Origin of the sequence: Microcoleus sp. bin48.metabat.b7b8b9.023, from assembly GCF_013299185.1 — a bacterium.
In the GTDB taxonomy this organism is placed as follows: Bacteria; Cyanobacteriota; Cyanobacteriia; order Cyanobacteriales; family Microcoleaceae; genus Microcoleus.
Window position 1 is genome coordinate 1 of record NZ_JAAFKG010000025.1, and the last position, 23,273, is coordinate 23,273.

Annotated in this window: 16 protein-coding genes; 9 read left to right on the forward strand and 7 right to left on the reverse strand. The window is 44.6% G+C overall.

What is annotated here, in order from left to right; translation table 11 throughout:
* Positions 1-266 precede the first annotated feature (266 nt).
* Complete coding sequence (locus tag QZW82_RS15710) at positions 267-1,148, reverse strand: Cof-type HAD-IIB family hydrolase (protein ID WP_293149679.1); 882 nt, start codon at positions 1,146-1,148, stop codon at positions 267-269.
* 376 nt (positions 1,149-1,524) lie between these two features.
* Between QZW82_RS15710 and QZW82_RS15715 the strand changes: the two genes are divergently transcribed.
* The 4 genes from QZW82_RS15715 (at position 1,525) to QZW82_RS15730 (ending at position 10,632) form a co-directional block, all read left to right on the forward strand.
* Positions 1,525-7,038: an ATP-binding sensor histidine kinase gene (locus QZW82_RS15715; protein WP_293149681.1), complete on the forward strand. Its 5,514-nt coding sequence runs from the start codon at positions 1,525-1,527 to the stop codon at positions 7,036-7,038.
* Between the two features lie 47 nt (positions 7,039-7,085).
* Positions 7,086-8,498, forward strand: coding sequence for an adenylate/guanylate cyclase domain-containing protein (locus QZW82_RS15720; RefSeq protein ID WP_293149683.1), 1,413 nt, complete (start codon positions 7,086-7,088; stop codon positions 8,496-8,498).
* Between the two features lie 113 nt (positions 8,499-8,611).
* Positions 8,612-9,745, forward strand: a complete 1,134-nt coding sequence (locus QZW82_RS15725; RefSeq protein WP_293149685.1) for a DUF5009 domain-containing protein — start codon at positions 8,612-8,614, stop codon at positions 9,743-9,745.
* Between the two features lie 503 nt (positions 9,746-10,248).
* Positions 10,249-10,632 carry a hypothetical protein gene (locus QZW82_RS15730; RefSeq protein WP_293149687.1) on the forward strand — a complete coding sequence of 128 codons (384 nt, stop codon included), beginning with the start codon at positions 10,249-10,251 and terminating at the stop codon, positions 10,630-10,632.
* A gap of 100 nt (positions 10,633-10,732) precedes the next feature.
* On the opposite strand, the gene QZW82_RS15735 is transcribed toward QZW82_RS15730, so the two are convergent.
* Positions 10,733-11,485, reverse strand: a complete 753-nt coding sequence (locus QZW82_RS15735; RefSeq protein WP_293149689.1) for a Uma2 family endonuclease — start codon at positions 11,483-11,485, stop codon at positions 10,733-10,735.
* Positions 11,486-11,633: 148 nt separating this feature from the next.
* Here QZW82_RS15735 and clpP point away from each other — a divergent pair, with 148 nt between their 5' ends.
* On the forward strand, positions 11,634-12,266 hold the full coding sequence (gene clpP / locus QZW82_RS15740) for an ATP-dependent Clp endopeptidase proteolytic subunit ClpP (RefSeq protein ID WP_293149808.1): 633 nt from the start codon (positions 11,634-11,636) through the stop codon (positions 12,264-12,266).
* 432 nt (positions 12,267-12,698) lie between these two features.
* Here clpP and QZW82_RS15745 read toward each other — a convergent pair whose 3' ends face one another.
* Positions 12,699-13,685, reverse strand: a complete 987-nt coding sequence (locus QZW82_RS15745; protein ID WP_293131946.1) for a hypothetical protein — start codon at positions 13,683-13,685, stop codon at positions 12,699-12,701.
* A 1,253-nt stretch (positions 13,686-14,938) separates the two neighbouring features.
* Here QZW82_RS15745 and QZW82_RS15750 point away from each other — a divergent pair.
* Entirely contained in the window at positions 14,939-17,308 is a 2,370-nt protein-coding gene (locus QZW82_RS15750) for a ribonuclease R family protein (protein ID WP_293149810.1), read from the forward strand.
* 235 nt (positions 17,309-17,543) lie between these two features.
* Positions 17,544-18,176, forward strand: a complete 633-nt coding sequence (locus QZW82_RS15755; protein WP_293149691.1) for a flavin prenyltransferase UbiX — start codon at positions 17,544-17,546, stop codon at positions 18,174-18,176.
* Here QZW82_RS15755 and QZW82_RS15760 read toward each other — a convergent pair.
* Positions 18,136-18,480 (reverse strand): hypothetical protein, encoded by a 345-nt coding sequence (locus QZW82_RS15760; protein ID WP_293149812.1) that lies wholly within the window; start codon positions 18,478-18,480, stop codon positions 18,136-18,138. The two genes, QZW82_RS15755 and QZW82_RS15760, sit on opposite strands and share 41 nt — an antisense overlap.
* Between QZW82_RS15760 and QZW82_RS15765 the strand changes: the two genes are divergently transcribed.
* Both QZW82_RS15765 and QZW82_RS15770 read left to right on the forward strand, forming a co-directional pair.
* Positions 18,465-19,340 carry a LapA family protein gene (locus tag QZW82_RS15765; RefSeq protein ID WP_293149693.1) on the forward strand — a complete coding sequence of 292 codons (876 nt, stop codon included), beginning with the start codon at positions 18,465-18,467 and terminating at the stop codon, positions 19,338-19,340. The two genes, QZW82_RS15760 and QZW82_RS15765, sit on opposite strands and share 16 nt — an antisense overlap.
* Before the next feature lie 22 nt (positions 19,341-19,362).
* Positions 19,363-19,935 carry a shikimate kinase gene (locus QZW82_RS15770; protein ID WP_293149695.1) on the forward strand — a complete coding sequence of 191 codons (573 nt, stop codon included), beginning with the start codon at positions 19,363-19,365 and terminating at the stop codon, positions 19,933-19,935.
* Between the two features lie 385 nt (positions 19,936-20,320).
* Here QZW82_RS15770 and QZW82_RS15775 read toward each other — a convergent pair whose 3' ends face one another.
* The 3 genes from QZW82_RS15775 to QZW82_RS15785 all read right to left on the reverse strand — a co-directional run bounded on the left by QZW82_RS15775 (position 20,321) and on the right by QZW82_RS15785 (position 23,098).
* A complete protein-coding gene (locus QZW82_RS15775) occupies positions 20,321-20,470 on the reverse strand; it encodes a hypothetical protein (RefSeq protein ID WP_293149697.1) in 150 nt (49 codons plus the stop codon).
* Positions 20,471-21,034: 564 nt separating this feature from the next.
* Positions 21,035-22,357 (reverse strand): transposase, encoded by a 1,323-nt coding sequence (locus tag QZW82_RS15780; protein ID WP_293149699.1) that lies wholly within the window; start codon positions 22,355-22,357, stop codon positions 21,035-21,037.
* A gap of 297 nt (positions 22,358-22,654) precedes the next feature.
* Complete coding sequence (locus QZW82_RS15785; RefSeq protein WP_293149701.1) at positions 22,655-23,098, reverse strand: hypothetical protein; 444 nt, start codon at positions 23,096-23,098, stop codon at positions 22,655-22,657.
* Positions 23,099-23,273 lie beyond the last annotated feature (175 nt).

Genomic DNA, 23,273 nt, shown 5'->3' on the forward strand with positions numbered 1-23,273 from the left:
ATCCCTAACTGGGTGATGCGATAATTGCACAGATTTCTGGGTGTTTTTACTCACTATTATCTCGGATAATTCACTTTTACCCCCTCAAGCAGTGTATGTGCCAGTTGGGGGTGCGGAATGTGGGTTCTTAGCGTCTTCGCGGTTCGTTAAATAAATACTCTTAGGTTCGTAGTGAGGACTTCAGTCCTCTGAATTTATGAGGACTGAAGTCCTCACTACGAACCACAGATAACAGGCTTTCCAGCCTGTTCCACCAACTAACAATATTAGCTCGCGCTCAAAACAAATTGTTCGATCGCAGCCGCCACACCATCTTCCTCCACATCCGGCGCCACCCAATTAGCAACAGCCTTCACCCCATCAGGAGCATTCCCCATCGCCACGCCCACACCCGCGTAGGAAATCATTTCTAGATCGTTAAAATTGTCGCCGATCGCCATCACATTCGCCGCCTGCAAACCCAAAATTTCCTCCGCCAAATACTGCACTGCATCTCCCTTATTCGCCGAAGGATGCGTCGCTTCAAAAAAAGTAGCAACGGATCGAGTTAAATAAAGCTCCGCAGGCGTGTAACGCTCGCGCATACTAATGAGCAAGCCGTCGAGTACCTCCGGATTCTGGCACAAAGCCAAGACTTTCGTCGGTTCCCCCGGAATATCTCGCCGCAAATCTTTAATTACATTTGGTTGAATACCCGATCGTTCGGCATAAAGTCGGGTAGCTGTGGTAATTTCTGGTACATACAGTTTATCGTCAATGTAGAAATGGATCGATAGGAGCGATCGCAATTCCGGTACTTCAAAATGCTCTAACAATTGCAAAGCCCTTGGTATCGACAGCGGTAAGTGGCGCAGCCGCTTTTGACTCGCGACATCTTGAATCCACGCGCCCTGGTAGCAAATCAGCGGCAGAGTTGAGCCGATATGCGAGTGGAAACGCAAAGCAGACTGGTACATCCTGCCCGTAGCGACAGCTACTTTCACTCCCCGCGACTGGGCTGCCAAAATGGCCTGCTTGACCGGTTCTCGGATCTGATTTGACAAACCTGCGATCGTCCCGTCGATATCCACTACCAGTAGTTTAATGTCTGCGGTGCCAAAATTGCGATCGGTCGCAGTAGCTGGATTTGAGGCAGTTATATTCTGCATGATTGTTTTTAGATTTTACCTGTTGATTTGCACGTACCAGTTTATTTTGGCACTGGCCCGATAGCAAAATGCAACTTCTGATTTTTTGAATACTAGAATATAGATAATTGAGTAAACCCCAAAAAAGTATCAAGGATGAGCCTTTAGGGCCTGGTTTAACTAAGCTACATAATAGCAGCTAGTTTACTGCCGTAAAAACCGCCCTCGATCTGCGATCTGTATTTTTACTTACTTAATAATACCATGTAAAAAACAACAACAGCAGCCAATATGTCAACCATTCTGTCATCATTCATTCCCACTTCTTCCATCTCAAATCTAAAATTTAAAATCTAAAATCCTCTAACCGTACTTTTCAAGCCAGCCCTCAAACAGCATGATTACCATTCCGGGATACCGCATTGACGGAGAACTTTATACAAACCCCCACACAGCCATTTATCGAGGGATGCAGCTTGAAGATCAAAAACCAGTTATCCTGAAAACTCTCACGCCGACCTACCCTACCCCAGGGCGAATAGCCCAACTCCTGCACGAAGCAGAAATCCTTAAAAATTTAAATTTGCCAGGAATAGTCAAACTTTACAAGCTCGAAAAATACAATCACTTTCCTGTTTTAATTTTAGAAGATTTTGGTGGCATTTCCCTAAAAGATTTTCTCAGCACCAACCAGCTAGATTTACAACAATTTCTCCAAATAGGCATAAAACTAGCAGAAACTCTCGGGCAACTTCACGAACACCACATCATTCACAAAGATATTAAACCCAGCAATATTATTGTCAATATCCAGACTGGGGATGTCAAAATTACTGATTTTGCGATCGCCTCCCTGCTACCGGGCGAAAACCCCGCCCTGGCCCACCCCAATTTACTCGAAGGAACCCTCGCCTATATCTCTCCCGAACAAACGGGACGCATGAATCGGGCGATCGACTACCGCACCGATTTTTATTCTTTAGGCGTCACATTTTATGAAATGCTCTGCGGCGAATTGCCTTTTAGTGCGATCGATCCGATGGAATTAGTCCACTCCCATATTGCTAAAACGCCCATTTCTCCTGGCGAAAATAGAAAGCAGAAAGTCAAAAGCAGCATCAATCAAACAGAAAGCGACGAGATTCCTCTAGCCATTGACGATATCGTAATGAAGCTATTAGCAAAAACAGCCGAAGACAGGTATAAAAGTGCTTTCGGACTTTTGTATGACTTGGAAAATTGTCTCGCTCAACTGCAAACAAGCGGCGCAATTTCTCACATCACCCTCGGCGAGCAAGATCGGTCAACTCACCTACAAATTTCCCAAAAACTTTACGGACGAGAAGCGGAAGTTAATCTACTTCTCAATACGTTCGATCGCATGAAGCGAGGCTATACAGAAATCCTACTTATTTCCGGTTGTGCCGGTCTTGGCAAATCGTCGCTTGTCTATGAAATTTACCAACCCATACTCCGGGAGAATGGGTATTTTATAGACAGCAAATTTGAGGAATTCAAGCGCGATATTCCCTACGCTTTTTTGCTCCAAGCTTTTCAAGACTTGTTGCAGCAAATTCTCACAGAAACAGCCGCCAAAGTGCTAGTTTGGAAACAAGAAATTTTAAATGCTCTCGGTAACAACTGCCAAGTAATTATTGAAGTTATTCCAGAAGTAGAACTGATTGTCGGGTCGCAGCCTTCTGTGCCAGATTTAGGATCGAATGAATCTCAAAATCGCTTTAATTTAGTATTTCAAAAATTCATCCGCATCTTTACTCAAAAAGCACACCCGCTGGTGATTTTTCTCGATGACTTGCAGTGGATTGATTCAGCCTCGCTCAAGTTGATCCAACTGCTAGCAACTGACATGGCCAGCCAATACTTATTAATAATCGGAGCCTATAGAGAATCAGAAGTAGATGCAAATCATCCCGTAATGCTAGCCGCAGAAACAATTAGGAAAGCAGGCGGGAATGTAAGTACGATCGCCCTTTTGCCTTTAGATATTAACAGCGTCAATCAACTCGTCGCGGATACTCTGATCTGCGCCCCAGAAAAATCGCTACCTTTGGGACAATTACTGTTTCACAAAACCGGAGGAAATCCATTTTTTATAATCCAGTTGCTGAAGTCTCTTTACTCGCAAAAAATGCTACAATTTAAAATTGTAGCCTCTAAAAAATCCGTCGATCGAGCCGAACCTCACTTGTCTGACTTTGCCGAACAAATCCCAGAACAAGCTGTGAAAAAATGCAAAATCACAGGCGAGTGGCAGTGGGACATTGAGCAAATACAAGAAATAGGAATAACTGACAATGTTGTGGAATTAATGATAGACAACATTCAGAAACTTTCAGGCAATACGCAGGAACTGCTAAAATTAGCCGCTTGTATAGGTAACAAATTTGATTTAGCAATTCTCTCCCAAATCAGCGAACAACCTCTCACTTCCGCAGCAATAGACCTCTGGGAGGCACTTCAGTCCGGTCTCATTTTGCCCGTGAATAACGCTTACAAAATTCCGATCGCACTAGCAGCAAGCACAGGCTTAAAAGACCAAATATCTAGAGACGTTACAGATGAATTGTCCCTACCAGTTGCTGATGCTGGTAGCGCAACTTATAAATTTTTGCACGAGCGAGTTCAGCAAGCAGCTTACGCTTTAATATCGGAATCTCAGAAACAAGAAATTCATCTCAAAATCGGCAGATTCTTGCTGCAAAACGCGCATCCAGAGCAATTAGAAAACCATATTTTCGATTTAGTCAACCAACTAAATGCAGCCCAACCAATCATCAGCAGTAAATTAGAAAAACTTCATTTATGTAAATTAAATTTAATGGCGGGCCGCAAAGCAAAAGCCAGTGCAGCTTACGAACTCGCTGTCAAATATTTGGCCGCAGGTATTGCATTGCTTCCCATGCAAAGTTGGCAAACCGACTACGACTTGACTCTTGCACTCTACGAGTCAGCAGCAGAAGCAGCTTACCTCAATACCGATTTTGAACAAATGGAAAAATGGGCAAAAATTGTCTTGCAATACGCCCAAAATGAACTAGACAAAGTCAAAGTTTTTGAAATCCGAATCACAGCTTGTGCGATGCAAACCAAACTGCAAGAAGCGGTAACAATTGGTCGGGAATCACTCACAATGTTAGGAATAAACTTTCCAAAATCGCCAACTCCCCTCCACATTCAGCAAGCACTTACCAAAACCTCAGCTTATTTAACAGGAAAAAAGATAGAAGATTTAATTGACTTGCCTATGATGACCGAGCCGCGTAAATTAGCAACTATGCGCGTGCTTTCCAGTATGTTGTCGGCTACCTCGATTGTTGAACCCATACTGTTGCCGTTGATTGTCTGCGAGCAAGTTAATTTATCTATCAACTACGGAAATTCTGCTTTTTCTGCCTTCGGTTATGCTAATTACGGAGCAATTTTAAAAGGAATAGTTAGAGACATTGAATCGGGCGAGCGATTTGGTCAATTAGCATTAAATTTGATCGCTCGACTAAATGCTTTAGAATTCAAAAGCAAGACTCTTAATTTAGTTGCCTTCATTTTGATGCACGGCAAACATCACGTTAAAGATACTTTACCTCTGTTAGAAGAAGCCTATCAAAGCGCGCTCGAAAATGGTGATTTAGAATCGGTTGGATATTCTGCCGTAAATATTTGTCAGTCCTTGTATTTTATTGGTCAAGAATTGCCGCAACTGGAACGAAAAATGGTAAATTACAACCATTTGCTATTTCAACTAAAGCAAGAAACGGTATTGACTTGGAATCAAATATATTGGCAAACAGTTTTGCAATTGATGGGGAAAATGGAAAGCCCCGACATTTTATTACGTGAAGCTTACAGCGAAAAAACATTATTGCCGCTGCTGTTGAAAGTTAACGATCGAGTGGGACTTCAAACTTTTTACTTACAGAAATTAATATTAGCCTATTTATTTGGCAATGTCGAGCTGGCGCTAGAAAATGCAGCGCAAGCCGAAGTTTATTTAGACGGAGTTGTGGGGTTTATTAATGTTCCTGAATACCATTTTTACGATTCTCTCGCCCGACTCGCAGCATATCCATCGGCAACAAAAGAGGTACAAGAAGAGCATCTTTTTTACGCAAACACCAACCTAAAAAAAATGCAAAAGAAAGCACTTTCTGCGCCGATGAACCTCCAGCACAAATGTGACTTGATTGCCGCTGAAAAAGCTCGAATATTGGGAGATATTGTGAGAGCAATGGAATATTACGACTCCGCCATTGCCGGAGCGCAAACAAACGGATACATACAGGTACAAGCACTAGCAGCAGAATTGGCAGGAGCATTTTATTTATCGATTGGACGAGAAAAAATTGCGAAAACTTACTTGACAGAAGCGCGTTATTGCTATCAGCGCTGGGGAGCTAAAGCGAAAGTAGCGCATTTAGAATCAAAATACTCGCAGTTGCTGACTTCACCCTCAATTTCAACTAATATCGAAACTCACAAATCTACGAGTAGCGCTTGCACTACGAGCGACGGTGCAGGCGTACTAGACTTGACAACAGCAGTAAAAGCATCGCAAACCTTAGCGGGCGAAATAGTTCTAGACAAACTGCTGGCAAAACTGATGAAAATTGTTATTGAAAATGCCGGGGGACAAAAAGGCTTTTTAATACTAGAAAAATCTGGTCAATGGGTGATTGAAGCATCAGGCTCTGTAGATGTCGAGCGGGTTAATGTAATGCAATCAATTCCGATAGATTTTGTAGGTGAAGATCGAGAAGTAACTTTGCTGGCAGTTTCTGTTGTCAACTACGTCGCCCGTACCCAGGAAAGTATAGTTTTAAATGATGCCACCCGCGAAGGACAATTTACTCGCGCACCTTATATAATTGCGGTTCAACCTAAATCAATTCTTTGCACTCCCTTAATCCATCAAGGCAAACTCAGTGGCATTTTATATTTAGAAAACAATCTGACTACAGGCGCTTTTACGCCAGACAGGTTGGAACTATTAAAACTGCTGTCTTCTCAAATTTCTATCTCGATTGAAAACGCCCAACTTTACATGAACTTGCAGCAATTCAATCAGAATCTTGAAAACTTAGTTCAGCAGCGTACCTGCGAATTGTCCCAAACTTTAGAAGACTTAAAATCGGCTCAAAATAAACTGGTAGAAGCGGAAAAAATGGCTGCCCTCGGAGGGTTGGTTGCAGGTGTCGCCCACGAAATAAATACTCCCATCGGCGTAGGTATCACTGCCGCCTCGCTACTGGCTGAAAAAGTCACAAAATTTTTGGATCTTTACAGCAAGGGTCAAATTAAACGATCGGAGCTAGAAAAATTCCTGGATACGGCGCTGCAAAGCAGTAATATGATCTTATCCAACCTCACGCGGGCGGCAGACTTGATTCACAGTTTTAAAGAAGTGGCTGTAGATCAGTCGAGCGAATTAAAACGCACGTTTAACGTGAAAAACTATCTAGAGGAGATTTTGACATCCTTAAGCGCCAAACTCAGAAGAACTAAGCACAAAGTAGAGATTAAGTGCGATGAAAATATTGTACTGGACAGTTACCCCGGTGTGTTCTCTCAAATTGTGACAAATCTGGTGTTGAATTCCCTAATTCACGCTTACGATGGAGAAAATGGGGGGATTCTGGCGTTTGATTTGAAACTAGAGGGCGATCGGCTAATATTTGAATATGCCGATAACGGCAAAGGAATTACCCCAGAAAATCTCAGTAAAATTTTTGAACCATTTTTTACGACAAAAAGAGGTCAGGGCGGCACAGGATTGGGACTGCACATTATTTACAACCTTGTCACGCAAAAACTAAAAGGCAGAATTCGCTGCGAAAGTCAAGTAGAAAAAGGCACAAAATTTATGATAGAATTTCCGGCTATAAGAAGAAATTAGTTATTATACTGTCAGTTTTAATATAATTCTATTTAGGAGAACGATAAATGTCAGAAGCTAGTAAAAATGTGTTGGCTGCGGGCGATGACGAATTAATAGTGGCGGGCGACGATGAATTAATCTTTGCCGACGAAGACGAGACGGAAGACAAGCCGATCGCAGGAACGTGGAAAATATTGATTGTAGACGATGAAATAGAAATTCATAATATTACAAAACTCGCTTTAAATGAATTTATATTTGAAAACAAAGCGATCGCATTTATCAGCGCTTACTCAGGTAAAGAAGCCAAAGAAATAATCGAAGCCCATCCAGACATAGCCTTGATTTTACTCGATGTAGTCATGGAAACAGAAGAGGCAGGCTTGGAAGTAGTAAAATACATCCGCGATATTTTAGAGAATCAAGTAGTACGGATTATTTTGCGTACCGGACAGCCGGGACAAGTGCCAGAAGATGTAGTAATTGTCAGCTACGATATTAATGATTACAAAACAAAAACAGAACTAACAAACAAAAAGTTATTTACCACGGTAGTGACAGCACTCAGAGCATTTCGCGCCCTGACTCAAATCGAGGCTAGCAAAAGTGAACTAGAAAAAATAGCAGCAGCGTCAGCGCGCTTTGTACCCAGAGAATTTTTGAAATTTCTCCAAAGAGAAAGCATAGTTGATGCCAGATTGGGAGACTCTGTACAGGCAGAAATGACGATTATGTTTGCTGATATTCGTTCATTTACAAGTTTGTCAGAGAGTATGTCTCCCCGAGAAAATTTTGAATTTCTCAACTCTTACTTAAGCCGAGTTGGCCCAGTTATCCGCCAGTACAACGGTTTTATAGATAAATATATTGGTGACGGAATTATGGCTTTATTTCCTAACTGTGCTGAAGATGCTGTGCAAGCAGCAATAGAGATGCAGCAGCAAGTTAAAATTTATAACAAACACAGACAAAATTGTGGATACAAACCTATTTCTATAGGGATTGGCTTGCATACTGGAACTTTAATGTTGGGTACTATTGGCGAGGCGGAACGGATGGAAAGTACGGTCATTTCTGATGCTGTAAATTTAGCCTCTAGGGTGGAAGGATTGACAAAGCTTTACGGAGTTGGTATTGTTGCTAGCGTTCAGACTTTGTGCCGGATTGACGACCCCCAACATTATAAGTGCCGATTTCTCGATCGCGTTCAAGTAAAAGGAAAACAAGCGCCGGTGGCTGTGTTTGAGATTTATGACGGCGACTCGGATATGATGATCGAACTAAAAGGAAAAACCCAAACTGATTTTGAACAGGGCATTTTTTTTCACTACCAGCAGCAATTCGCGCAGGCGAGGCAAATGTTTATGCGTGTCTTGCAAGTGAACAAGTATGATAAGGCTGCATTGTTTTATGCAGAACGCTGCGATATGTTGATGAAGAATGCACTGATTATGACTTTGGAAGGAATTGAAATATAGGGCATTGGGCATTGGGTATTGGGCATTGGGCATTGGGTATCATTTATTATCACGAACTGATAACGAATAACGAATAACAAATAAGAAATAACAAATAACAGATAACTTAATTTATGCGCTTAAAATCTCTTGATGTTTTTCGCGGAATTGCGATCGCCTCCATGATTCTAGTGAACAACCCCGGCAGTTGGAAACAGGTGTATCCGCCGCTAGAACACGCAGAATGGCACGGCTGCACCCCGACAGACTTAGTATTTCCGTTTTTCCTGTTTATCGTTGGCTGTGCGATGTCTTTCTCGCTGTCAAAATATACTGAAACTACTACAAAAATAGAAACAAATATTTATTGGCGAATTGTGCGGCGGGCGGCGATTTTATTTGTATTAGGATTGCTGCTAAATACATCTTCGATCGCCCTTGACGTACTTTTGAACGGCGCCCCGATCGCAAATTTCGGTAAAATCCGCATCATGGGAGTTTTGCAGCGGATTGGCTTAGCGTATGCAATTAGTGCGATCGCGATGTTGAACCTTTCCCCCCGCAATCAAAAACTGCTCGCTGTTGCCGTGCTTTTAGGTTATTGGGGCGCATTATTTGTATTTGCTGTAGGGGGGTACACTGAATACGCACTGACGCCGGAGGGATATGTAGGTGGATATGTCGATCGGCTAATTCTCGGCAGCCAACACCTGTACAAAGGCGGCCCCTTCGATCCAGAAGGATTGTTGAGTACGTTACCAGCCAGCGTGACAGTGCTGATCGGCTATTTTACAGGGGAATGGTTGCGCGTGCAGCCAATCAAAACCCGGACGAGTTTAAATTTAGTAATTAGTGGATTATGTTGCTTAGTAATTGGTCATTTGTGGGGATTTTCATTTCCGATTAACAAACAACTTTGGACGAGTTCCTATGTAGTTTTTACCGCAGGTTGGGCTTTGCTTTTGCTAGCAGCTTGCTACGAAACAATTGAAGTGCGAGGTTGGAAATGGGGGCGACCGTTTGAGATTATGGGATTGAATGCGATTTTCTTGTTTGTTGCTTCTGGGATTGTCGCCAGACTTTTGTTGAAAACTCATATCGGTAGTGGCGAAACTGCTCCAACAACTTACACTTGGATTTATGAAAACTGGTTTGTGCCTTGGGCTGGGCCGTTGAATGGTTCTCTGGCTTTTGCAGTGACGGCGGTATTGTGTTGGTGGTTGATTTTGTATGGGATGTACCGCCGCGGTTGGCAGATTAAAATTTGATAAGTTTGGTGTAGTTGATGTATAGCCTTTCTCAAAAAGGTGAGGTATGACTGACAGGTTATATAACCACTGAAACCAAGAGGGCACTCTTCCCAACAACGTCCGCGAATATGGGAGCTAGATCCGCTATAACTCTTTTAATAATCTCAGATAACAATACTTCGGACAGTTTTTCAACGACTCTGTAAGCGTTACAGCGTAAGCCCTGGCATTTTTAATGTTTTTTTGAAACGAGCGGGCTAGACTCAAACATTGAAAAAATACTCATCCCTATAGCCATCAAGGGTTTGAGATACTCGATTAGATCTAAAAATGTCCGAAGTATTGAGATAAGGGCGATCGATCTTTCTAGCAAAACACCAGTTTAAGTTATAATTGAAGGCAGGAGGATATATTATAGCCTTTCTCAAAAAGATGAGGTATGGCTGACAGCTTACATAACCGCTGAAATCAAGAGGGCTCTCTTCCCAACAACGTCCGCGAATCTTTGTGAAAACCGCTATATGCCGACTAATGCTCAAGAAATCTATCTTCAAGTTGTCCGCACTTTGCCACCAACGGAGCAACTACACTTAGCAACTCTAATCCTCAACGACTTATCACAGGGAAATGTCTCTGTCGTCGAGCCAAGCGATACCTGGACTGAGGAAGATTGTCTCGATGCAACAACTCGATCGATTCAAATTGAAGAAGTTCTAGCAGGGGTGAATACTTATCAGGCTTTGGAGAACATTCAACAACAGCTTCGTCAAGAAATTTGCGATCGCCCACAAGCTGAAACCAATTTGAAACAAACCCTTGCTACCTTACGGGATGCACAAATGGAACTGCTGCTAAAGGAGAGGGAGCGATCGCACCTATTAAGCCTCTTACAAAAATCCTTTTGATCAATTGATGGGACGGGCAAGATGCCCATCCCACAAAAAAAATAAATCTTGTGGGATGGGCATCTTGCCCGTCCTAATTATTTTTGCAAGAGTTCTATTCTTAAATCTGAGTTGGATCGATATCTAGTTCTCTCAGTTTTGCAGCCATGCGATCGCGCTGTTGCTGGATTTCATCGCGCTGTTGCTGGATTTCATCGCGCTGTTGCTGAATTTCATCGCGCTGTTGCTGAATTTCATCGCGCTGTTGCTGAATTTCATCCCGCTGTTCCATTAACTCAACATAAGACAAAAACCGCTGTCCGTCGGGACGAATTATCTCTAATTCTGGTTCTGCAAATACGAACCGAACTCCCAAACGCGGACTGATCCAGCCATCTAAAGACTCAATTACTGTTAGTCCTGCTTCAGTTCTTTGCCATCCAGTCAGATCGTTATTATCTGGATCGTAGAGATAATATTCTTCCACACCAAATCGATTGTAAAACTGCAACTTCAGCGCCATTTCCGATAGCGTATTTCCCGGCGACAAAATCTCAAAAACGACCTGGGGCGCGATATTATCTTCCAGCCATTGCTGGTAAGACCCGCGATATCCTTTTGGTCTGCCAAATACCACCATAGCATCGGGGGCACGCCGAGTTTTATTGTCACCTTCGACGGGATACCACAACAAGTCGCCGGCTACGAATACAGTTGGATTGTCTTTAAATAAGGCTTCGCACCCTTCTTTGAGTTTGACAATCCAACCAAATTGAAGGGTGTTATCTGACATGGGCTGTCCGTCGCTGTCTGGATACAGAACTTTTTCTGGTTGTTGAGTTGGCAGTAACTTAGTTTGTAATTGAGAAGTCATTTCATTTTCACCAGAAACTTCCACACCTAATCATAACCGACGAGAATGCCTCAACTGGTTTCAGATTCAAGCTTTTAGCCTTCAGGGCCGATCGCCCGCCAGCGCACCCTAACTATAAGTGAGCCCAAATCGCTAAAATAAAAAAAAGATACGTAATAGGCAGGCCCGGTCAATGATCCCAACAGTTATAGAACAATCCGGTCGCGGCGAACGCGCCTTTGACATTTACTCGCGACTCCTGCGCGATCGCATCGTCTTCTTGGGCCAACAGGTTGACTCCGACTTAGCCAACCTGATCGTAGCCCAATTGCTATTTTTAGACGCCGAAGACCCGGAGAAAGATATTTACCTCTATATCAACTCCCCCGGCGGATCGGTAACAGCAGGTATGGGGATTTTTGACACGATGAACCACATCCGTCCCGATATTTGCACTATTTGTCTTGGTTTGGCCGCCAGCATGGGCGCTTTTCTGCTGAGTGCGGGCGCTAAAGGCAAGCGGATGAGTTTGCCTCACTCCCGGATTATGATCCACCAACCTCTGGGCGGAGCTCAAGGACAAGCTACCGATATTGAAATTCAGGCGAAAGAGATTTTGTACCACAAACAGCGCCTGAATCAATTTTTGGCAGATCATACCGGTCAGCCGCTTTCTCGCATTGAAGAAGATACTGAACGCGATTTCTTTATGTCGGCTGAAGAAGCAAAGGATTATGGTTTAGTCGATCAAGTGATCGATCGCCGTCCTTCTGCTAGCCGCCCGATCGCTGCTGTGGCGTAAATTAAAAATCAAAAATCAACAATGGGGAAATTTTCTTCATTGTTGATTTTTGATTTTTACTGTCCGCTTAATTCCTTTTCATCAAATAGGTTCGATCGTTGGGACTTTAGTCCTTAGACAGCAGCACTGAAGTCCTCACTACGAACATTTTTTAGGCTTTTTTACGGTAACTTGTTTGATCGTTCGGACTTTAGTCTTAAGAAGGACTGAAGTCCTCACTACGAACCTATTTTAAGGACTAAAGTCCGCAAGAAAGAAGGACTTAAGTCCTCACTACGAACCTATTTTAGGTTTTTTTATGCTAACTTCTTTGATCGTTCGGACTTTAGTCTTAAGAAGGACTGAAGTCCTCACTACGAACCTATTTTAAGGACTAAAGTCCGCAAGAAAGAAGGACTGAAGTCCTCACGATCAAACCTATTTTCCTGATTTTTAGGGTAAAGATTCGAGATATTGCAGGAAGTCGAACAATTCTTCTCTATTTAAGAAATGTCGCGCTTCTTTGCCGTAACCTTGTTTGAGATAATCTTTTCCTTGGTTGGCTGTCCATCCCAACCTCTTGATTTCTTCGGTGGTTCTGCTGTAGATTTCCAGATATTCTAGGAAATCTGCCAACTGTTCGCTAGCAAGTTCTCTCTGCGATGACTTGCCATAATTTTGTTCGAGACAGTCGGTTTCCTGTTTTTTTGTCCATCGCAGCCGTTTGAGAATTGCGTCTATTTGGGCGATCGTATCAGAATCATCTTCGATCGCATCGCTGGGAATTCCTACCGCGATCGGTTGGAATTCCCGGACTTCGGCCGCACCCTGCGACAGTTCGCTTTGGCTAGTATTTGGCACTTCCAGTTCGGGAAGCGGTTCGCCGTAGCTGGAAGACAGCCAAGCGTCCGAGTCTAACTGCTTTGGTACAAATCCCACTGCCGGAGGTAAATCAACTGTTGGCGGCAAAGGTTCCGCTACAGGTGCGATCGACTCTGCATTTAATTTGGGTTCGGCATTGACAAAATTGCTTTGATGCGGTATGTCAACTTTGTCTGGAACAGGCATTTCTAAAACCGGAAGCGGAGCAAGGGCTGGCGGAACGGGAACGGGAACGGGAACAACCGGAGCCGGAGCCGGAACGGGAACAACAGCAACCGGAGCCGGAACGGGAACAGCAGCAACCGAAGCCGGAGCCGGAACGGGAACGGGAACAGCAGCAACCGAAGCCGGAGCCGGAGCAAATGCGAGGACAGCAATCGCTCGCGATCGGGCGCGGTCTTCAGCATCCTCAACAGACTCAGCAGCGGACATACCAGTAGCGAGAGTTTTGCCGTCAACCTCAACCAAACAGCGAACCACAAACTTACCGTGATGAATAGTCAGCAACTCACAGATCAACTGTCCAGCGGGATAAAGGGCGCGAAATTCTGCAAACATAAATTTTTTACCCCGAAATCAAAAGGGGCTGATGAGTTGAGTTTAGTACAACGACAGAGAAAACAATTTTCTGAAAGCACATATTCAACATACAATAAATGAAAGGTGAATCATGCACGCAACCTTTCACGCCATTAAACCCTATCCCACATCCGGCGGTTTAAGCTAACAAGCACCGGCAGTCATTTCTACCTATAGGAGGTCAGTAACTCAGTGCTAAAGCCACTGAGCTTGTAAGAGAAATCGAGCAAGCTGTATTGACCAGCCTAAGCCTTAACTGGCTACGTTATTTAGGTCACGACACCCTGGGATGCGAAGCTAGTCCCTTGCTCTGTCGCTAGTAGTTAAACAGCCTTAAAGTCACTGAGGCAGTGCTGCTAGCCTGACAAGCCTTTATAACATTGGCGAAGCTAACTTTACCCGAAAGGGAGATTGAGGACAACCATCCTCGCCAGAGGGGCAACCATACCCCTCTACCCCGCAAGGGGATTCAAGGCGGTTGAAACCGCTCTTGGAGTTTCCCTCTCAGGACTGAAGTCTCGCTCGTTTCCCACTTACCGAGTGCTTTTATGACACAGCAACTAGGCAAAAGTAGTAAAAGTCTCCGGTTTTGTGTACCAAGCACCTTCTACAGCACAGATTGCTCCCGACCCGCTCGTTCCTCCTCTGTCCCCAAGGACAGATCGCGTGGAAAAAACAGGGGCATCGCAGCGATGAGCTACTAGCAATTTTGCCCGATCGCCGGTAAAATCTTTGGCTTTAGCACAAGGCAAGAGGCACTTCAAAAAGCAGAAGAAAGCAGGAAAAAGGCAGAAGGAAAAAGGCAGGAGGCCCAAATGCAAATTTTCTCCCTCTGCATCTCTCCATCTCCCGATCCAGGACTCAACCCGTCGCTTTCAGCATCGAGTCATCTTTTAAGAACCGACAGGGGCTTTCTACTTCGCGAAGAGCTCGGCGCTGCAAGCCAAAAGCAAAGGAACCAACGCTAAAAAATTGTATTGGGGAATAGGGTATGGGGTATTTGTCTGCACCATCATCTGTCATTTGCAGACAGACAGCAGACAATTAGCGACTGCTGGTGTGGGGAAATAATCTGAAAAAATCCCCGCGCACGGGTAGCACCGACTGTGCTGGTATCTCCACCGACTAACCCGCGCATTTGTTGGGAAGCAGGCACAGCGAGGGCAAGAAAGGGTGCGGCTGATTTCGCCAAAATTAGACTAATTGCTGGAAACAAGAGGATCGATCGCTACATGGAATTTTCTATCGCTGCACTGCTGGCAAATTTTACAGAAGACAAATTAGTGGCTCCCAAAGCACTAGAAAAAAAACTCGACTGCAATGATGAAACCAGTCAACTCAAACTTCAAATTGCATTAGAAGCTCTAGAGAAAATTGGTATATTAGTCAAAGACAAAGGCCGCTATCGTCGAGTAGCTGAAGATGACGTAGTAGAAGCAAAACTGCGCTGTTCGAGCAAAGGATTTTGCTTTGCAATTCAAGATGCTGAAGGTTCAGAAGACGTTTATGTGCGGGAAAGTCACCTCTCGACTGCTTGGAATGGCGATCGAGTTTTAGTCAAAATTATCAAGGAAGGTAGCCGCCGCCGATCGCCCGAAGGCGAAGTCATGCTGATCCTCGAACGCGCCAACCCCTCGGTACTGGCGCGAGTCAAGCAAACCGCCACCCCCACCGGCCGCGTCAGCTACAGAGCAATTCCCCTGGACGATCGCCTGCTGTTTGAACTAGACTTGCTCGCCAACGGTACAAATCTCCAAGAGGCGATCGACCATTTAGTACACGTCGAAGTCAAACGCTATCCCCTAGGAACCCACCGCCCAGTCGGCAAAGTAGTACAGGTACTCGGTTCCGACGCCGAAGCCGCCGACGACCTCGACATTGTATGCTGCAAGCACGACTTGCCGCGCTCCTTCCCCGCAGCCGTCATCAAAGCAGCCGAAAATTTGCCCAGCAAAGTCAAAAAAACCGACATCAAAAAACGGCTAGATTTGCGGAACATCTTGACTGTTACCTTCAGCAGAAATGAACCGATAGAAACCAACGGCGAAAATGATGCCCCGAAAACTCAGCAGGAAAGTTTCTCAGAGGACTCCGCCGAAAACGAGTTTGACCCCACTTCATTCCTCTCAGATCCGCCAATAGAACACGCATTGTCGATCGAAAGTCTGAAGTCCGGCGGCTGGCAAGTTGGAGTCCACGTCACCGACGCCGCCGAGTACGTACAGCCCGAAACCCCCCTAGACCGCGAAGCCCGCAAACGAGGCACAGCAGCCCATTTGGGAGAAAAAATCATCGCCGTACTGCCAGAACTCCTCAGCGATCGCTGCTCCCTGCTGCTAGACACCGAACGGCTGGCATTCAGCATCATGCTCACCCTAGACGAATCAGGAGAACTCCTAGAATACGAAATTCAAACCAGCGTCATTCACATTGACTACCAGCTAACCTACGAGCAAGCTCAAGCAATTGTCGAACCAGGCTCCGATGCCGAAGATCGCGCTTTATCCTCCGCCCTCCGTCCTTTCCTAGCTCAAATCTCCGCAGCCTCACAGGCTGCCAGACAGGCGAGGCTCAAGCGGGGAGCTTTTGAACTAAATTTGCCAGACGCTAACTCTCACTTCGACGACGAAGGCGAATTAGGAGCTTTTGCAACGGCTCCCCCCGTGCAGTCGGCTGTCTCCGAGTTGGTCGTACTTGCCAACGAAGCTGTCGCCACCCACCTGCAAGCCTTGGGAGTCCCAGCAATCTACCGCGTCCAACCGATGCCAGATCCGGCAGACATTCAAGAGTTCATCAAACTCTCGAACAACCTCGGAGGCGAACTGTATCTCGAAAACGAGGAAGAAGTTCTGCCCTTTGACTTCCAGCGATTTACCCAACAGTTTGCCGGCCTCAAGTCCGAAAGAGTTCTCACCTACCTGCTCGAAGACACGATGAAGCCCGCTGTTTACAGCACAACTCCCAAGCCGCACTTCGGTTTGGCCCTGTCAGATGGCTACACGCGCTGCACTTCGCCGCTTTCCCGCTACGCCGATTTGCTGGTGCTGCGGGTGTTGCACGCTGTGTTAGAGCAAGGGCGCAGCAGCCGTACAACTCGCGCTAAGGAAAAAGTTAACCTGCACCATTCCTCCTGTCACGGTCAAATTACTTGGAATGTCCTGCCGCCAGACTTGCATCACGAGTTTGAGACAGAGTTTGCAGCGGCGGTGGTACACCTGACGGAACGCGAAAGGGTTGCTGAGGATGCCGAAAGCGATTTGCAGGGATTGAAGAAAACCGGATTGATGAAAGAGCGCACCGGTCAAACTTTCCAGGGTTTGATTACAGGGGTGCAGTCTTATGGTTTCTTTGTGGAAATTGAGGTGCGGCCGCCGGAAAGTGAACTTTTGCGAGTTGAAGGGTTGGTGCACGTTTCTTCGCTGAAGGATGATTGGTATGAATATCGATCGCGCCAGCAAACTCTAGTTGGCCGCAAAAACCGCAATCAGTACCGTTTGGGCGATCGGGTAGAAGTTCAAGTCAAAAGCGTTGACTACTACCGCCAGCAAATTGATTTAGTTGCAGTTGGCGGCGGTAGCCAAGCTTTTGATGATGAGGAATAGTCAGTTGACAGTTGACAGTTGACAGTTGACAGTTGACAGTTAATTTTCCTCAATACTTAGTTGTCATTGTCTAGCAACTAAGTATTGATAAATTGGGAGCAAACTATACTCATAAATCATCCAAAAATAATCAACAACAGTCAACAGTCAACAGTCAACAGCCAACAGTCAACAGTCAACAGTCAACAGTCAAATAATAACTAACAAATAACAAATAACAAATAACAACTAACTAATGACAAATAACTACCCGCTGATTGTAGGAGTGACTGGAGCATCGGGACTGATTTACGCCGTGCGAACATTAAAATATCTCTTGGAAGCCGATCGAGCCGTCGAACTGGTAGCATCAAAATCTACCTACATGGTTTGGCAAAGCGAACAGAACATCCGAATGCCCGCAGAACCGACTCTGCAAGAAGAATTCTGGCGAGAACAAGCAGGAGTACCCAATTCTGGCAAACTCCGGTGTCATCCCTGGCAAGATGTTGGTGCTAATATTGCTAGCGGATCGTTTCGCACCCAAGGGATGATGATTATTCCCTGTAGCATGAGTACACTAGGCAAATTGGCGGCTGGCTTGAGCTCGGATTTACTCGAAAGAGCGGCCGACGTTCAGCTCAAGGAAGGGCGTAAATTGGTACTTGTACCTAGAGAAACCCCTTTTAGTTTGATTCACCTGCGGAATTTGACGACCTTAGCAGAAGCGGGAGCTAGAATTGTGCCAGCGATTCCCGCTTGGTATCACAATCCCCAAACAATTGAAGATTTAGTAGACTTTGTGGTGGCTCGTGCTTTGGATCAGTTGGGGATTGATTGCGTTCCTCTCAAACGCTGGAAGGAAGAAGAGTTGACAGTTGACAGTTGACAGTTGACAGTTGGCAGTTGACAGTTGACAGTTGACAGTTGACAGTTGACAGTTGACAGTTGGCAGTTGACAGTTGATAGTTGGCAGTTGGCAGTTGACAGTTGACAGTTGGCAGTTGACAGTTGGCAGTTGGCAGTTGGCAGTTGGCAGTTGGCAGTTGGCAGTTGGCAATAACCAATAACCAATAACCAATAACCAATAACCAATAACCAATAACCAATAACCAATAACCAATAACTAATAACCAATAACCAATAACCAATAACCAATAACCAATAAAAATTTGATATGCGCCCTGTATTATTGCTAGTGATTGTGGTAGGGCTAACTATTTTTGCCTTACAAAATGTGGAGCCGGCATTATCGCTGGTATTTTTGGGAATTCGATCGCCCGCTTTACCCTTATCTATCTGGATTTTGCTCAGCATGGGGACGGGAGTTGTCACGTCTTTATTGATTTCTGCTTTGCTCTCCTTTTCAAATTACCTATCTCAAACACGAGGGCGCAGCGGCCGCGACATTCGCAGCCGTGAGGCTGTCTCACCAGACAGGAGAACAGCTTACGCGCCACCTCCCCCTCCCAGAAAACAGGAGATTGACCCCGATTTTGAGACGGTAAATAGCCAAACTTCCGATCGAACTGAGTACGGGACACCGGCAGGCTACACTCCGCAAACTTTCCAACCAGAAACTCCAAACCCTCCTGTTGCTAAGAATTACGATCGACCGACAATTATTCAAGCCGCAGATGATGAAGATGATTGGGTTTCAAATAGCTCAAAATCGGTCTCTGGCGGCAGCGATGATGATTGGGGGGACGATCGAGATTTTGCCGATCGACCGCAGGTAAATGACGTTCCAGCAGCAAATCCGAGGGCTTACGAATCGACGCAGGAACCGAAAAGCAAGTCTTGGGCTGGCTCAGTATACTCCTATGGCTATCGAGATCCCAGCAAGTCGGGGGTGGGACAAACAGAGTCTGTCTACGATGCAGAGTATCGAGTGTTGGTTCCCCCGCAAGATCCCATACCTTCACCGGGTGGCGCCCAAGTCCCCCAAAATCCTAGTGCAGACACAGAGGATGATTGGGGATTGAATGAGGATGATGTCTTTGATGAGGACGACTCACGTCCCAGCGACGGCCCGATTAACCTGAAAAAATAGCAAAATATTGGAGGATTTGGCGGTGGATTTGTTGAGGGGAGTTAATATCTATCTCGTCGGGATGATGGGTGTGGGTAAAACCACGGTGGGGCGGATTTTGGCAAGGGAATTAAAATACCGTTTTTTTGATACTGATGAACTAATTGTGCGAGTTGCTAATCAGTCAATTGCTGAGATTTTCGATCGCGAAGGGGAAGAGGCTTTTCGGGAATTAGAAACGAAAGTGCTCGGCGAATTGGCTGCTTATCAAAATTCGATCGTGGCTACGGGCGGCGGTATTGTTGCCCGATCGAAAAATTGGGGTTACTTGCATTACGGTATCGTGGTTTGGCTGGATGTGCCTGTAGACCAATTGTGCGATCGACTGCGATCGGACAGCACTCGGCCCCTACTGCGGGAGGGAGACCTCAAATCTAAGTTGCAAGGCCTTTTGAGCGAAAGAGAGCGTTTCTACGCTCAAGCAGATGTCCGAGTTGGCATTTCCGGAGGCGAAAGGCCCGAAGAAGTAGCGCGTCGGGCGATCGAGGAAATCAAAAAAGTTCTAGAGGAAGGAAGAAGGAAGAAGGAAGAAGAAAGCAACGGTTTCGACAACTAAAACGTCCTAACCATCTGGCTCGGTTTTTATCAGAAACTGGGCATGATGTCAATTGATACACTCATCAATTGGGTCTTGGCAAAATTACCTATTTATAAAGACTTAAAAGTTACGTAAAAATACTGATTTATGCCTGAGTGTGTCGCTTTAACCGCTGAATGTTTGCAAATCAACCGGGTTTAAGCAGATGTGGTGCGTAAGTTTCATATATAAAGGTTCTCAAAAAAATAAGGTATGTTGTTGGGCTTTAGCCCTCTTTCTCTGGATGGTTACGTAAGCTGTCAGCCATACCTCATCTTTTTGAGAAAGGCTACAGCAACCGCCCTCGACGATTAAAACCTTCTGGGATTGCTGAAACCCTTGCTTGTATTGCTGCTTCTTCCCTCTATTTACCCGATCGCGAAGTCGAAGGGCCTTCTTCCTCTTCCTTCTTCCCTCTTCCTTCTTCCTTCTTCCTTCTTTCCTCTTCCTTCTTCCTTCTTCCTTCTTCCTTCTTCCTTCTTCCTTCTTCCTTCTTCCTTCTTCCTTCTATCAACTGTCAACTCTTCCTTCTGTTGTGCCAAAAAATAAAATGGCCCCACCGCTGAAGGGCTGTAGGGCGCAAGGACAGTTAAACGCTAACCTCATTGTCGGAAAAATTAGCATCGATGCTATCCTCCTGTGTGACGATTTTGCGATCGTCCATTGACTCATCAATGCTCTCGTATCAAAAAATGTAACCCAAGATCGATCGAATTCAACCTGTCCTATTCTAAAAACAATACCTCATGCATTCTGACGAGCAGCTCCCTAAAGCTGCTTTTTTATTGGGATTTAGTTTTTGGTTGCCGGATTTACGGATCTTGGGAATAAAATTTTGAACAACAGTCGCTACAGATCGATATTGCCATAGTGGTTTTCCGTTGCACTCCAGGTTCCTCCCTAATTGACAATTGGCAATTGGCAATTGCTAATTGGGTATTGTGAATTTGTAATCGGTAATTGGGAATCTCAACCTTATGAGAGTGGACAACTGCTAGAATTACGGCACGAAGGCCTTAGTCGGGGGGCGGTGAGGTATTAAAAAAACCATCTCCATTTATTGTTGACACTCTCAGGTCTAAAGACACTGAGATTCTGCGGACAGAATAGGTTTGGGCAATACCCAAAGTCTAACTCTCGCTACGGTCGTCAAAACCCGTCTACCCAGTTGGTCAAGGTTTACACTTAACTTACTGGCTACTTTTCTCAGAATATTGGCAGCACCATTTAAGTCTGCATTCACCATCGAAGCATTAGCTGACTGATACAAGCCACGTTTAATCCGTTTTCCAGATGCTTTCCACCCAGATGGTTTTTCACCATATTTGGGTAGGGAGTCACCATCTAAAAAACTAGCTTTCGATGTATATGCTTCTTCGGTTTCAACAAACCTGATGCCGTGCAAATCGCACAGTTCTTTTAACCTATTTTTTAGCTTACCTAAAGGCATTTGAACAAACTTTTGATTGTTCACTTTACCGAGATTACTGTTAGACTTGAAACCTTCATTCCACCCAACTATCAGCGTGCCAATTCCGGATTTAAGGCAATGGTTGGTAATCAACTTTGCAGCCTTATTTATACCATCACGCATTTGGTGATTGCGCTTCCGGGTTACACGGTCTAGCCAATTATCCCAATAACCTTCTGGCTTTCCTTCTTTTCTAGTTGCTACTTTCTTGTTCCACAATTGATTCATCGCTTTCATGGCACGAGAATCAATTAAGAAGGAATTTCCTAATGTATCGACACAAGCTGCTAGATTATCAGCAGTTCCCAAGTCAATTGATAACGCTTGATTAATGTCCAGATTATGTTGTTGTTTTTCAACTTCGTAGGACATTTCCAGATAAAAAACGCCATTTTTAGGGAGAATTGTAAACTCTTTCACTTTGAAAAAATCAAGATTCGATGGCATAGGTAGAAAGAATTCAGAAACTCCAAACCATCGCCTCACTGTTAAACCCAAGGAAAATCTTAACTGATTCCCAACAAGTTTAGGTCTTAAACCTCCAGAATTTGGATAAGCCACTTTGAACAACTTAGACCCTTTTAGGTATCCCGGTGGCTTGGGCTTAAAATGCAATTGACCTTTGATGTACAAGTCTCTTAATTCTTTAAAAGATTTGAATGCTTCTGCGACTGACATCAATGTTTGCTGCATTGGCGTTGACGGCAATGACTTAGCAACCATTGACCTTGAAACTGACGATTCAACAGATAAGTCGAACTTTCCAGTCAACAGTTTTCCTGTTTTGAAAAAAGTCTGACGAGCCAAGTAAACGCCACTATTGTAAAGCTTTCCAGATTGCTGACAGAGATACTCTAACAAGGCTTTAACATCTTTGTTTGGAGATAGTAATACTTGCTGAACTCCCATTATTTTTTTGGTTTTAGTCACCTCTGTCTTCCTGGATATTGGTTGATTTTTCCAGTTTAAACGATCGAGCATGGATACGTCAAATATAAACCCATACTATTCGGCCAATTAAACAATAAATAAAGAAATAAATAAATAAAGAAAGAAAGAAAGAAGGAAAGAACACGGGGACTGAAGTCCCACGAGTCGCTTCCCTCTCAGGTCTAAAGACGCTGAGTTTCCCGCATTCCGTATTATTTTTATGAGCGATCGCATAATTTTGCGCTAAATACCCATTGCCAGTTGTAGAATTTGGCTTTATGAATTTCCCGTTCCACATTACGGTAATACTAGCCTGCCTGTTCTTGACAAAAACTCGATCGCTCCGCCCACCCCCAAACCAGTTAAAGAAATAGTAGCTAATATCGCAAAAGTCCGCCATCTTTGGTGCCCAAACATTTGAATATCGAGTCTTGCCAAAGCTCCGGCTGAAGTCAAAACTAAAACCGTCACAAAAAGGTGCAACCAGGTAACAACTATAACTGCCAAACAAGCTCCTACAATAATCGAAATAAAAGCCCCAGCATCACTCGAAATCCAGCGCATGAGCCATTTTTTTGTCTCCTTCAGCGGGAATGACAAGGCAATGGCTAATACTAAAACAGCAGCTACGGCAAAAAACCAAGTCAGGTGCGGGGGAATATCAAATTCAGATAATTTCCAGCCAAAAATGAAATAAGTAACAAAAAGTAGAGTTAAGGAAAACCAAGAGTTTCTTTTCATCCGATATACAAATTAGGGGAACCAAGCAACATAAAGATGACCCCGCCCAAAAACGGTTACTTGCTTGCCGACACTCATGATGGTCGATTCCAAAATTTTAGACTCTTGCTTAAGCTCTCAGATTCAGGGCGCTGCGAGTAAATCTAAAATTCTTCATTTCTTTAATCTAAAATCG